Annotated in this window: 12 protein-coding genes; 1 reads left to right on the top strand and 11 read right to left on the bottom strand. The window is 45.1% G+C overall.

The window, feature by feature from the left end:
- Positions 1–25: 25 nt before the first annotated feature.
- Complete coding sequence (locus BM232_RS08280) at positions 26–853, bottom strand: M23 family metallopeptidase (protein WP_245752854.1); 828 nt, start codon at positions 851–853, stop codon at positions 26–28.
- A 110-nt stretch (positions 854–963) separates the two neighbouring features.
- On the opposite strand from BM232_RS08280, the gene BM232_RS08275 reads away from it, so the two are divergent.
- Entirely contained in the window at positions 964–1416 is a 453-nt protein-coding gene (locus tag BM232_RS08275; RefSeq protein ID WP_143092272.1) for a DciA family protein, read from the top strand.
- Here the strand turns inward: BM232_RS08275 and lpxC are convergent.
- The 10 genes from lpxC to murD form a co-directional block, all read right to left on the bottom strand.
- The gene (lpxC, locus tag BM232_RS08270; protein ID WP_091713401.1) at positions 1413–2330 is read right to left on the bottom strand and encodes a UDP-3-O-acyl-N-acetylglucosamine deacetylase; all 918 of its coding nucleotides are present in this window, start codon (positions 2328–2330) and stop codon (positions 1413–1415) included. The genes BM232_RS08275 and lpxC overlap by 4 nt on opposite strands.
- 73 nt (positions 2331–2403) lie before the next feature.
- Positions 2404–3558 carry a cell division protein FtsZ gene (gene ftsZ, locus BM232_RS08265; protein WP_091713399.1) on the bottom strand — a complete coding sequence of 385 codons (1155 nt, stop codon included), beginning with the start codon at positions 3556–3558 and terminating at the stop codon, positions 2404–2406.
- A 50-nt stretch (positions 3559–3608) separates the two neighbouring features.
- A complete protein-coding gene (gene ftsA / locus BM232_RS08260) occupies positions 3609–4859 on the bottom strand; it encodes a cell division protein FtsA (protein ID WP_091713396.1) in 1251 nt (416 codons plus the stop codon).
- A complete protein-coding gene (locus tag BM232_RS08255) occupies positions 4859–5644 on the bottom strand; it encodes a cell division protein FtsQ/DivIB (RefSeq protein ID WP_091713393.1) in 786 nt (261 codons plus the stop codon). The genes ftsA and BM232_RS08255 overlap by 1 nt, the downstream gene beginning before the upstream one ends.
- Positions 5644–6582, bottom strand: coding sequence for a D-alanine--D-alanine ligase (locus BM232_RS08250; RefSeq protein ID WP_091713390.1), 939 nt, complete (start codon positions 6580–6582; stop codon positions 5644–5646). The genes BM232_RS08255 and BM232_RS08250 overlap by 1 nt, the downstream gene beginning before the upstream one ends.
- Positions 6579–7469, bottom strand: coding sequence for a UDP-N-acetylmuramate dehydrogenase (gene murB, locus BM232_RS08245; RefSeq protein ID WP_091713388.1), 891 nt, complete (start codon positions 7467–7469; stop codon positions 6579–6581). Before murB ends, BM232_RS08250 begins: the two co-directional genes overlap by 4 nt.
- On the bottom strand, positions 7466–8890 hold the full coding sequence (murC, locus tag BM232_RS08240) for a UDP-N-acetylmuramate--L-alanine ligase (protein WP_091713386.1): 1425 nt from the start codon (positions 8888–8890) through the stop codon (positions 7466–7468). Before murC ends, murB begins: the two co-directional genes overlap by 4 nt.
- Complete coding sequence (gene murG / locus BM232_RS08235) at positions 8883–9959, bottom strand: undecaprenyldiphospho-muramoylpentapeptide beta-N-acetylglucosaminyltransferase (RefSeq protein WP_091713383.1); 1077 nt, start codon at positions 9957–9959, stop codon at positions 8883–8885. The genes murC and murG overlap by 8 nt, the downstream gene beginning before the upstream one ends.
- Positions 9956–11095: a putative lipid II flippase FtsW gene (gene ftsW / locus BM232_RS08230; protein ID WP_091713382.1), complete on the bottom strand. Its 1140-nt coding sequence runs from the start codon at positions 11093–11095 to the stop codon at positions 9956–9958. Before ftsW ends, murG begins: the two co-directional genes overlap by 4 nt.
- Entirely contained in the window at positions 11092–12435 is a 1344-nt protein-coding gene (murD, locus tag BM232_RS08225; RefSeq protein ID WP_245752853.1) for a UDP-N-acetylmuramoyl-L-alanine--D-glutamate ligase, read from the bottom strand. Before murD ends, ftsW begins: the two co-directional genes overlap by 4 nt.
- Position 12436: the final 1 nt, after the last annotated feature.

Here is a 12436-nt window from a genome sequence, read left to right as displayed (position 1 = left end):
GGATAAAACAAGAGCTAAAAAGAATTTACTTGATAAAACTATAGGGATTGATATGTTTACCGTCACGTAAGACTTCATAATGGACGTGTGGTCCAGTTGAACGTCCGGTAGATCCCATTAATGCGACAACTTCACCTTTACTTACACGTACGCCCTTGCTGACTTTAATAGTTTTATTATGTGCATAACGCGTGACGTAACCATTGCCATGATCGATTTCGACTAAACCGCCATAACCACCACGCTCACCTACCCAACTTACAATACCGTCAGCAACAGCCATCACCGGACTACCCTCTTTTGCAGCAATATCAATACCTTCATGAAAGGTTTTTTTACCATTAAAAGGATCGATACGGTTCCCATAAAATGAGGATACCCAACCATTCTTAACTGGTTTACCTTCAGGAATACCAGCTGCAATGTTTTCTTTTGTGATCAGGTATTCTTCCAGTGCACTGAGCGTATCACTCTGACCACGTAATTGGCTGGAAAGTTGTTGTATACCACGATCTAATGCTTCACTGCTTAGCGGTGAACCATCATGCTCAATACCGCCCTGGCCAGGATGTTCTTCCAGAGAAAAATCTTCTGTATCAAACCCCGCAATTTGCGCTAAACGTTCACTAAACATCTTCAGACGAATTGTCTCCGCCTGCAAGCCACCTAATTGCTTTGCATAAAATTCTTGTAAATTTTCTTCTTGATTTTTGCTAACCAGATTCTGATTAGTATCTGTTGGTATTGAAGTTGAGGAGAGAAGAGGAACAGGAAGAGGGGTTTCTATAACACGGTCGGTATAAAGCCATTTAGCGAGGCTATAACTGCTCACACTGATTAAACAAGTCAACATCAGCATGAGTATCAATAACGTCGATCGCGTCAAATGCCAATGCTTATGGGTCTTGCTGTTTGAGGATATAATGATAACCTGCATTGTTATCCTTTTTCAGTCACTTAAATATGTCAAAAAAACCTGAGCGCATTAACGAAGTCTATCAACATGATAACCAGATGAAATGGTTATCAATTCGCGCCCAAAAACTCAACAAGCTTAACACCATTTTGCAAAAAAGCCTGCCTTTAAAATTTAGTAATCATTGTATATTGGCAAACATCACTGAAGACAGCATTATCATCCTCACCGACAAGGCCAATTATGCGAGCCTGTTGCGCTTTCAGGCGGCCTTTATCTGCAGTACTTTATCAGCACATTTACCTAAACCAATCAAAAAACTTGAGGTAAAAGTCAGACCGCAATCTGAACCTCTCAAGCAAAAAACACTTCCAAATACACTTCGTGTTTCAGCAAAAACAGCAGACCTTCTCGAAAGTACAGCTGCTGAAATGCAAGACGGCCCGTTAAAGGCCGCCTTGAATAAATTAGCTAAACGTCAAACCAAGCAAAATAATTAACTAGAGATAGAAGCTGCAGGTCGACTGAAAAGAATGGGGGCATCTTTATCGTCTTCAAAGCTTACTAACTCCCAGGCATCTTCCTGAGCTAATAATTTCCGCAACAGCTTGTTATTTACTTCATGGCCTGATTTATGACCTTTAAATGCGCCAATCAGACTATGTCCAAGTAAATATAAATCGCCAATGGCATCTAATACTTTATGACGAACAAACTCATCTTCATAACGTAAGCCATCTTCATTTAAGACACGGTAATCATCAACCACAATGGCATTATCCATACTGCCACCTAATGCCAGATTATTTTCGCGTAGCTTTTCGATATCCTTCATAAAACCAAATGTTCGAGCTCTACTAACTTCACGGACAAACGATGTGGAGGAGAAATCAACATCAACTTGTTGGGGACGTCCAGTAAAAGCAGGATGCTCAAAATCGATCGTGAAAGACACTTTGAAGCCATCAAATGGCTCAAACTTAGCCCATTTATCACCATCTTCCATCATCACTGGTTTTTTGATACGAATAAACTGTTTCGCAACATTCTGCTCTTCAATGCCCGCTGACTGCACCAAAAAAACGAATGGACCGGCACTACCGTCCATAATAGGTACTTCAGCAGCATTTAAATCAATATAGGCATTGTCTATACCCAATCCGGCAAAAGCCGACAATAAATGCTCTACTGTAGAAACCCGCTGACCATGTTCTATCAGCGTAGTAGATAAAGCCGTTTCACCGACATTCTCAGCTTTCGCCTGAATTTCGACAACCGGATCTAAATCTACTCTACGAAAAATAATGCCTGTATTAGGGGCGGCAGGTCGCAGGGTCAGATAAACCATCTCACCACTATGCAAACCGACACCGGTCGCACGAATCACATTCTTCAATGTTCGTTGCTTTATCACGGTGTTTTACCCCCTTAAACAGTTACAGATCAAAGCATAATATCACAAGCAGAATATCAGCAGCTACACTAAATTAATCAGCCTGACGACGCAGGAAAGCTGGAATATCCAGATAATCCATATTGACATCACCATTGGCAACTTGTTTCTGCTGACTATCTTTGCCGTTACGAATTACCGTTGGTTCATCATAATCAATTTCAACTGGCTTTTTGACAATCTCAATTTGCGGTGCCGTTTCTTCAGGTGCTTTTGCAACAGCAGCTCTCGGTGCGCCTAAACCAGTTGCTACAACTGTGACTCTCAACTCATCTGTCATATCAGGGTCAATAACAGTTCCTACAACAACTGTAGCGTCGTCTGAAGCAAATTCTTTAATGGTGTTACCCACCTCTTCAAATTCACCGATACTCATATCCAGGCCAGCTGTAATATTGACTAACACACCACGAGCACCTGCTAAATCAACATCTTCCAACAGTGGGCTTGAAACCGCGAGTTTCGCTGCTTCACGTGCACGATTCTCACCTTTTGCATGACCGGTTCCCATCATTGCCATACCCATTTCAGACATGACGGTTCTTACGTCAGCAAAGTCGACGTTAATCATACCTTCACGTGTAATTAACTCAGCAATACCTTGTACAGCACCTAATAAGACATCATTCGCTGATTTGAACGCATTCAGTAAGGTCATATCCTTACCTAATACTTTCAATAATTTTTCGTTAGGAATCGTGATCAGTGAGTCAACATGTTGTCCTAACTCTTCGATACCTGCTTGCGCAATTTTCATACGCTTGGCACCTTCGAATGGGAAAGGCTTCGTGACCACGGCCACGGTCAAAATACCCATTTCTTTCGCCACTTGAGCAACAACAGGTGCAGCACCTGTTCCAGTACCACCGCCCATACCAGCGGTAATAAACACCATATCAGCACCATCAATCACTTCCATGATGCGCTCTCTGTCTTCCAATGCTGCCTGACGACCTACATCAGGATTAGCACCCGCACCCAGACCTTTGGTGATATCGCCACCAAGTTGTAACTGGGTAGTGGCTGAACTTTTACGTAATGCTTGTGCATCCGTATTCGCACTGATGAAATCCACCCCTTCTATTTGGTTGATGACCATATGCTCAAGCGCATTACCGCCACCACCACCAACACCAATCACTTTAATGATGGCATTCTCACTGTATGTATCAATTAATTCAAAAGTCATAACTTCTCCCCCAAAAATAATTTGTAAAACAAACTGCTCAATTACTCAGCTTAAAAATTCCCTTGGAACCAGCTTTTCATCCTTGCCAGCATGCCTTTTAAGCCGTCACTTACTTTAATTTCACCATGCCCTGGGGCATGCTCCTGATTGCCGAATAACAGCAACCCAACACCTGTTGCATGAATTGGGTTTCGTACCACATCCACAAGTCCCCCGACGTGTTGTGGCACTCCCAAACGCACAGGAAGGTGGAAGACCTCTTCAGCAAGCTCAATAGCGCCTTCCATTTTCGAACTACCACCTGTCAGCACAATGCCGGCAGCCAGTAACTCTTCAAACCCACTACGACGCAGTTCAGCCTGAACTAGCATCAATAATTCTTCATAACGTGGCTCAACCACTTCAGCTAATGTTTGTCTAGCAAGCTGACGTGGCGGTCTATCGCCTACGCTCGGCACTTCGATGGTTTCATCTTCTCGTGCCAGTTGTGTTAACGCGCAGGCGTATTTGATCTTGATTTCTTCGGCATATTGCGTCGGCGTTCGTAACGCCACAGCAATGTCATTAGTGACCTGATCACCTGCAATCGGAATCACAGCCGTATGGCGTATAGCACCGTCAACAAATACGGCAATATCTGTTGTGCCCCCACCAATATCCACTAGGCAAACGCCTAATTCTTTTTCATCCTGATCTAATACGGAATAGCTGGATGCCATTTGCTCAAGCACAATGCCATCAACGGTTAATCCGCAACGTTCAATACATTTGGTAATATTCTGTGCCGCACTCACCGCTCCGGTAATCAGATGAACTTTGGCTTCCAAACGTACGCCTGACATACCGATGGGTTCACGAATACCTTCCTGGTTATCAATAATGTATTCCTGCGGTAGCACATGCAGTAACTGCTGGTCACCAGGGAAATGAACCGCACGTGCCGCATCCATAACCCGGTCAAGATCACCTTGTGTGACTTCTTTATCGCGAATAGCCACAGTGCCATGCGAATTCAGGCTACGAATATGGCTACCGGCAATCCCTGCGTAAACAGAATAAATCTGGCACCCAGCCATCAACTCAGCTTCTTCAATCGCACGTTGAATCGACTGTACTGTCGATTCAATATTGACGACGACCCCTTTTTTCATACCTCTGGCCGGGTGAGAGCCAATGCCAATAATCTCGAGCGCATTATCATTTGGACCGGCATCCAGAACGGGAGCAGCGACAATAGCCACTACCTTGGATGTTCCGATATCCAATCCAACGATAAGTTCTCTTTCAGTTCGTTTCGACATCATACTGTTCCATTAAAATCAGGTTGCTGGCCGGATTTCCATACCACTGCCAGCCCATTGGTGTAACGCATATCAATCTCTTTAATCAGTTCTTTAAATGTACCCAAGCCACCGAGATACACCGTGACAAAACGGTCTAAGCGTTCGCCATCATCGGTTCGGCCTAATTTAAGGTGCAGGCCATCTTTAAAATCCACTTGCCAGGCACGACGTTTATCCATGCTCATCTTGATAACGCGTAAACCCAGCACATTCACTTTTTGCTGAATATCGACCAATCGGCGAGACATCATTTCACTCATTCCATCTGGTCCATTAAGCTGAATCAAACCCTCCGGCATCGTTTCCTTACCCGGTTTAAATACCTTGCCTTGCCGGTTAACCAGACCGTCATCATTCCAACGGGCAACGGCTTCTTGTTCAGCCACAATCAGGTGTAGCGTGTCTGGCCAGATACGTCTTACTTGTATCTGTTCTACCCAAGGCAATGTCTCACCAGCTTTTTGAATACTGGCTACATCAACGTTTAAAAAACTGCCTCTGACATAAGGCATAACCGCTTTAACCAATTCATTTCTATCGGTATGAAGCAGGCTGCCATCCACCGTCACATGTTTCACAGGTAAGGTATCTGCTTCTCGCAGATACACACCACCAGCGATTAATACAACAACTAATAACAACGCAGCAGAATGTTTGAACACACTTTTCCATGGTACGGGCGGCCTAGGTTGTTTCACCTTAGGCGCTTGTTGCATCACGGCTCCTTTGCGTTGTTTAGCCATCAGTTCTCATCCTTAAAACTGGTTTCTAAAATACGCCAGACCAAATCATCAAAAGACATTCCAGCCTGCTTGGCGGCCATAGGCACTAAACTGTGATCAGTCATACCGGGCACGCTATTCGCTTCCAGTAAAAACAAATTACCCTGTGTATCACGCATAAAATCAATGCGCCCCCACCCCTTCATATCCAGTGCATTGAAGGCTTTTACAGCGATGTCTTGCATACCTTGTTCAACGTCAGCATCCAAACCACATGGACATAAATACTCGGTATCGTTGGCATGATACTTGGCATCAAAATCATAAAACTCATGTGGCGTTTTTAAACGAATGGCCGGTAAGGCTTCACCATCTAAAATGGCAACGGTATATTCCTCGCCATGTATCCACTGTTCAGCAATAACATCAGCGTCATATTTCAACGCTAAATCAATCGCCTGCTTTAACTCTTCGTGGTCATTGACTTTAGACATGCCAATGCTGGAGCCTTCATTAACAGGTTTGATAATAAGAGGTAGTCCCAATTCAGCCACTAACGCCTTCGTGTCTGTCTGCTCTGTGACAGCAACGAAAATCGCCGTTGGTAAGCCCTGCTGAATCCACGCTAATTTGCTCAGTCGTTTATTCATTGATAAAACAGAGGCAGTAATTGCACTACCGGTATACGGCAGGTTAACTGCCTGCAAGAACCCCTGAATCTCACCATCTTCACCGCCTCGCCCGTGCAATACGATAAAGGCGCGATCAAACTCGCCACTGGCGATCTTCTGACAAATATCAAAGCTGACATCAATACCGTAAGCATCGATCCCTTTACGCTGCAGACCAGCTAATACAGCATTACCACTTATCAGCGAAATCTCACGTTCGGCAGAGCGTCCCCCCATCAATACAGCAACACGACCAAAATCAGCAGCAGAACTTATGCGTTTTGTCATAGCTGCTCTCCGATAATATGTACTTCTGGAATGAGCTTGACGCCGTGCTCTTGCTCCACTCGCTGCTGCACTTCAAAAATCAGTGCTTCAATATCTGCTGCAGTCGCTTCACCGTTATTAACGATAAAGTTCGCATGCTTATCTGAAACACTGGCGCCACCAATAGTGAGTCCTTTCAGACCACTGATTTCAATTAAGCGACCAGAAAAATCGCCTGGTGGATTACGGAATACCGAACCAGCACAGGGTTGGTTTGTGGGCTGACTGTTATTTCTTTTTTTCAATAACTCACGAATCAGTTCAAGCTCGGTATCGCTGTCACCGCGTTCGAACTGCATTTTTGCTGCAACAAACCATTGGTTTTCAGGCAAGCTGACATGGCGATAACGTACATTGAAATCTTCGGCCTGATACTGATGAAGTGCACCCTGTTTATCAATCGTAGTCACTTCGACTACCGAGTCCCATGTTTCCGTACCATGCGCACCAGCGTTCATCGCTAAAGCCCCACCCAAGGTACCGGGAATTCCGGCCCAAAAGGCTGCACCCTTCAAGCCTGCTTTAGCCGCTTGTTTAGCCAGTTTGCTGCAATAGAGGCCCACTTCAGCAGTGATTTCATTGTCCTGAATATCGATCGTTTGTAATGTCCCTGCCGTCACAATCACAGTACCGGTAAAGCCACCGTCCCGAATCAGTAAGTTACTGCCTAATCCCACCCATAAAACGGGCTCATCTTCAGGCAATTGTTGTAAAAATTGTGCCAGGTCATATTTATCTGTAGGGCGATATAGTTGTTTCGCCGGACCACCAACCCGCCACGAGTTATATCGGGATAATGGCTCGTTTAATTTCAATTCACCTTTCAGCGTTTGTGGTAGCGCCATCATTCAGCACCCCCATCATTCAATATCTCAGGCAAAGCTTGCGCCATACGACCAATATCACCGGCGCCTAAGGTCAACAGCACATCACCGTCTTCCAATAAACCTGGTAATAAGGCGTATAACTCCTCTTTGTCTTCTGCGAACACCGGCTCAACCTGACCACGTAAACGGATTGCTCGACATAAACTACGAGAATCAGCACCAGCAATTTTTGCTTCGCCCGCCGGATACACTTCCAATACCACCAACACATCAACACCAGACAACACATGGGCGAAATCTTCAAACAGATCACGTGTCCGCGTATATCGGTGTGGTTGGAACACCAAAACCAAACGATTATTTGGCCAACCGCCGCGTGTGGCCGCCAAAGTAGCGGCAATCTCCGTTGGATGATGACCATAGTCATCAATCAGCATAGCCTGACCTTGTCCGGCTTTGACATGACCTAATAAATTGAAGCGACGACCAACACCATCAAACTTCAATAATGCTTTTTGGCAATCATTGACACTGACATCAAGATTTCGTGCTACAGCCATAGCTGCAGTCGCATTCAGCGCATTATGTAAGCCGGGCATATTAAGCGTTACCGGGAAACTCTGCCCTGAGCGTTTCTCAATAACGGTGAAAAAGCTTTGTCCCTGATGCTGAGTGAGTTCAACTAACTGATAATCAGCTTCGTCATGCTGCCCATAAGTGATAAACGGTCTGGTGACATCAGCCAGTAGTGATTGAATGACAGGATCATCCAGACACAAAACGGCCAGTCCATAGAATGGAAGATGATGAAGAAATTCAATAAATGTCGCTTTTAGCTTGCTGAAATCACCGTCATATGTCGCCATATGGTCTTCATCAATATTAGTTACAACAGCAATCATCGGCTGCAAATAGAGGAATGATGCATCACTCTCATCAGCCTCAGCGACCAGATATCGGCCAGTGCCTAAACGGGCATTACTGCCGGCACTATTCAGCCTTCCGCCGATAACAAATGTTGGATCCAGTTCACCTTCGCTTAATAAGGCCGCAATCAAACTTGTTGTTGTGGTTTTGCCATGTGTACCTGCTACAGCAATGCCATAACTAAAGCGCATCAGCTCAGCAAGCATTTCAGCTCGCGGTACTACAGGGATCAACTGCTCTCTTGCAGCGATTAATTCAACATTATCTTCACTGACAGCAGTGGTTACCACCACCACATCAGCACCTTCAAGATATGATGCGTTATGACCAATCATAATGGTCGCACCTAAACTGCGAAGATGTTTGATCAGACTATTTTCAGCTAAATCACTGCCACTGACCTGATAACCAAGGTTTAACAATACTTCGGCGATACCGCCCATACCTACCCCACCGATACCGATGAAGTGAATATGCTTGACGCGACTTTGCATGGCTGAGGTTAGTCTATCCATTAGCAGCCTCCATACATACGTCTGCGATATAAGCCGCAGTACCAATTTTTGCGACTTGTCTTGCCGCATTTGCCATGTTTAATAACCCATCTCTATCACCATCCAATCGACGGATAGTATTGGCAATCACATCAGCATCTAAGCTTTGATCTGTCATTAAAATGGCCGCATTGGCATCAACCAAAACAGCCGCGTTATGCGTTTGGTGATCATCTACGGCGTAAGGATATGGCACCAGGATAGAGGCAATACCCGCCGCCGCTACTTCGGCCACAGTTAGCGCACCAGCGCGACAAATCACTAAGTCAGCCCATGCGTAAGCTTCTGCCATATCTTCAATAAACTCTTTAACGTTAGCTTCTACACCGGCATCTTTATAAGACTGACGGCAATCATCACTATGTTTGCTACCACACTGATGAATCACTTCCGGACGATGTTCATCTGTGATCTTGGCTAAGGCTTGCGGTACATAGGTGTTTAGCGAGCGAGCGCCCAGACTTCCACCTAGAACCAACAGCTTTAACCGAGCTGTTTTTTCTGTCTGACGAAGATGTGGCATGGGTAAATCTTCAATCGTTTTTCTGACCGGATTACCTACCCACTCAGCATCGATTTTTTTATCAAAACTATTAGGAAAGCCTGTCAGCACCTTGTCTGCTAACTTGGCTAATAAACGATTCGTCAGGCCAGGGATCGCATTTTGTTCATGGATGATTAACGGTTTTCTCATTAACCACGCAGCCAAACCGCCAGGGCCTGAAGCAAAACCACCCAAGCCCATCACCACATCAGGTTTTAACTGACGGATAAGTGAACCGGCTTCCAGAACAGCTTTGACTACTTTGAATGGCGCCATTAACCAACCCAGCGCACCATTTCCACGTAAACCTTTCACTTTAATTTCTGATAATAGATATCCAGCTGCAGGCACTAACTTCGCTTCAATGCCATGAGCGGTACCAATCCAAGACACCTCGACATCTCTCTGACGTAATTCATCAGCTACCGCGAGTGCTGGGAAAACATGTCCACCTGTACCACCGGCCATGATCATGACTCTTTTCATCGTCTGATCCTCGCTGAAGCTTTCTCAGGTATCCGTGTTTCCATATCGACACGGAATAACAGTGCAATAGCAGCACAGACAATCACTAAACTACTACCGCCATAGCTCATCAAAGGCAGTGTCAGACCTTTTGTAGGTAAGGCCCCCATATTGACGCCAATATTGACGCAAGCCTGTAAACCTAACCAGATACCAATTCCATAGGCGATCTGTGCACCAAAAATCTGGCCTGCCTGCTCTGCTGCACGGCCAATAGCCAGGGCTCTCCAGATAAACACAAAGAACAAAGCAATCACGGTTAATGCGCCTGCCAGTCCTAACTCTTCAGCAATAATCGAGTAGAGAAAATCGGTATGTGCTTCTGGTAAATAAAATAATTTCTGCATACTGCTTCCGAGTCCGACACCAAACCAGTCACCACGACCAAAAGCAATTAATGCCTGGGTCAATTGGAAACCACTGCCAAAAGGGTCAGCCCATGGATCCATAAAACTTTGTAAACGTTCCAGACGATAAGGGGCAATCCAGACCAGCATCGCGAACAGTAACCCCATCACACCGATCAATGTGGCAAAGACATCCAGCCTTGCGCCGCCCAAAAACAACATAGCCAATACGGTAGACATAATCACTACCATCGATCCCATATCAGGCTGTAGTAACAGTAACAACGCCGCGACACCCAAAAGGGTAAGCGGTGCTAAGACCTTTAAGAATGAAACGTGTAACTGACCGTGATGACGCTGTAAATAATCAGCGATATAGATAATGGCAAACAGCTTTATTAATTCTGCCACCTGCAAATTGACCGGCCCCAGCGGTAACCAACGAGAGCTACCATTCACTTCTCTACCAATGCCAGGAATTAATACCATGATCAGCATCGCTACACCGGCCATCAACAATTGTGGTGCAATACGCTGCCATACGGCCAAACGGACAGAAATAAATGCCCAGGCCACAGCCAGCCCTATCATCGCAAATGCAAACTGACGAATAAAAAAGTAAAGCGGTTGTTCAAGTCGGCTATCAGCCACCGTGATAGACGCAGAACACACCATCACCAAGCCGATGAACAGTAATGCTCCTGTCGCAAATAACAAGCTTTTATCAAATTGCAGTGATGAATCACTCATGCTGCAATCTCCCTGACGGCTTGCTCAAATGAATTACCACGATCGGCATAATTGCTGAACATATCAAAACTGGCACAAGCAGGTGAAAGCAAAACATTGTCACCTTCACTGGCGATAGATTGTGCGATATTTACCGCATCAGCCATATCATTTGCCTGAATTTGTTCAACCCCAGACGGAATTACTTTTGCAATTTTATCGGCATCAACTCCAATCAAAACAACGGCTTTAACCGACTGTTTTAACACTGGCGTAAGTTCTGAAAAGTCCTGTTCTTTTCCAACCCCTCCGGCAATCAAAATAATATTGCCTGACTCAGCAAGACCATTAATTGCCGCCACACATGCACCAACATTGGTTGCTTTAGAATCATTAAACCAACGAATGCCATTCAGCTGTCTGACTAAACGACAACGGTGTGGCAGTCCTTTATATTCACGCAAGGCAGACAACATAGATGACATCGGTAAAGCCATGGCTGAGCCAAGTGCTAATGCAGCCAAAGCATTCGCAATATTGTGTGAGCCGACGATTTTCATTTGCTCAACAGGAAGTAGTGGATATTCACCTTCCGCCAGCCAGGTTTGGCCGTCAGCTTGCATCAGACCGAAATCAACACCATGGGACTGTTGCAGACTGAATCCGATTGTATTCCGGTCAGCTTGACGCATGCCATTAACAATAGGGTCATCTTGATTAATGACCATGACACCATCGCCATTAAAAATGGTTTGTTTAGCCTGCTGATATGCTTCGAGTGAATCATATCGGTCCATATGATCAGGACTGACATTAAGTACTACTGCAGCAAAAGCATTCAAAGAACGAACCGTTTCTAATTGAAAACTGGATAACTCCAGAATATAAAAATCAGGTGCAGACTCTTCCAGCAAATCCAAGGCAGGTGTGCCTAAATTACCACCGGCTCGTACTACTTTCCCGGCGACCTGAGCCATCAATGCAAGTAATGTGGTTACCGTGCTTTTACCATTAGATCCTGTAATAGCAACCACTGGTGCATCAGCATAACGGGCAAATAGTTCAATATCGCCGACAATCTCAATCCCCGCCTGACGCGCAATTTCAATTTCAGGTAAACGTGGATCAATTCCAGGGCTCAACACAATCAGATCGGCTTTTAATAACCAGTCCTGATCCAGTCCACCCGTTTTAATTAATACCTGTGGATATTCATTCTTTACATCCTGCACCGAAGGCGGATTCTCACGGGTATCCATAATGGCAATACCCAGCGCTCTATTCGCTAAAAACCGCGCACATGACATACCCGTCTGCCCCAGACCGATAATCAGGCAATTTTTGTGTGAAAGACTATTCATG

This window comes from Methylophaga sulfidovorans, from assembly GCF_900114205.1.
GTDB classification, from domain to species: domain Bacteria; phylum Pseudomonadota; class Gammaproteobacteria; order Nitrosococcales; family Methylophagaceae; genus Methylophaga; species Methylophaga sulfidovorans.
The sequence above is the reverse complement of the archived record's forward strand: the minus strand, read 5'-3'. Positions and strand labels throughout refer to the sequence as shown.

What these genes read in the sequence shown, in the direction of transcription:
- BM232_RS08280 (WP_245752854.1), bottom strand. Translation starts at nt 853, where the DNA reads ATGTTGACTTGTTTAATCAGTGTGAGCAGTTATAGCCTCGCTAAATGG.
- BM232_RS08275 (WP_143092272.1), top strand. Translation starts at nt 964, where the DNA reads ATGTCAAAAAAACCTGAGCGCATTAACGAAGTCTATCAACATGATAAC.
- ftsZ (WP_091713399.1), bottom strand. Translation starts at nt 3,558, where the DNA reads ATGACTTTTGAATTAATTGATACATACAGTGAGAATGCCATCATTAAA.
- ftsA (WP_091713396.1), bottom strand. Translation starts at nt 4,859, where the DNA reads ATGTCGAAACGAACTGAAAGAGAACTTATCGTTGGATTGGATATCGGA.
- BM232_RS08255 (WP_091713393.1), bottom strand. Translation starts at nt 5,644, where the DNA reads ATGGCTAAACAACGCAAAGGAGCCGTGATGCAACAAGCGCCTAAGGTG.
- BM232_RS08250 (WP_091713390.1), bottom strand. Translation starts at nt 6,582, where the DNA reads ATGACAAAACGCATAAGTTCTGCTGCTGATTTTGGTCGTGTTGCTGTA.
- murB (WP_091713388.1), bottom strand. Translation starts at nt 7,469, where the DNA reads ATGATGGCGCTACCACAAACGCTGAAAGGTGAATTGAAATTAAACGAG.
- murC (WP_091713386.1), bottom strand. Translation starts at nt 8,890, where the DNA reads ATGGATAGACTAACCTCAGCCATGCAAAGTCGCGTCAAGCATATTCAC.
- murG (WP_091713383.1), bottom strand. Translation starts at nt 9,959, where the DNA reads ATGAAAAGAGTCATGATCATGGCCGGTGGTACAGGTGGACATGTTTTC.
- ftsW (WP_091713382.1), bottom strand. Translation starts at nt 11,095, where the DNA reads ATGAGTGATTCATCACTGCAATTTGATAAAAGCTTGTTATTTGCGACA.
- murD (WP_245752853.1), bottom strand. Translation starts at nt 12,435, where the DNA reads ATGAATAGTCTTTCACACAAAAATTGCCTGATTATCGGTCTGGGGCAG.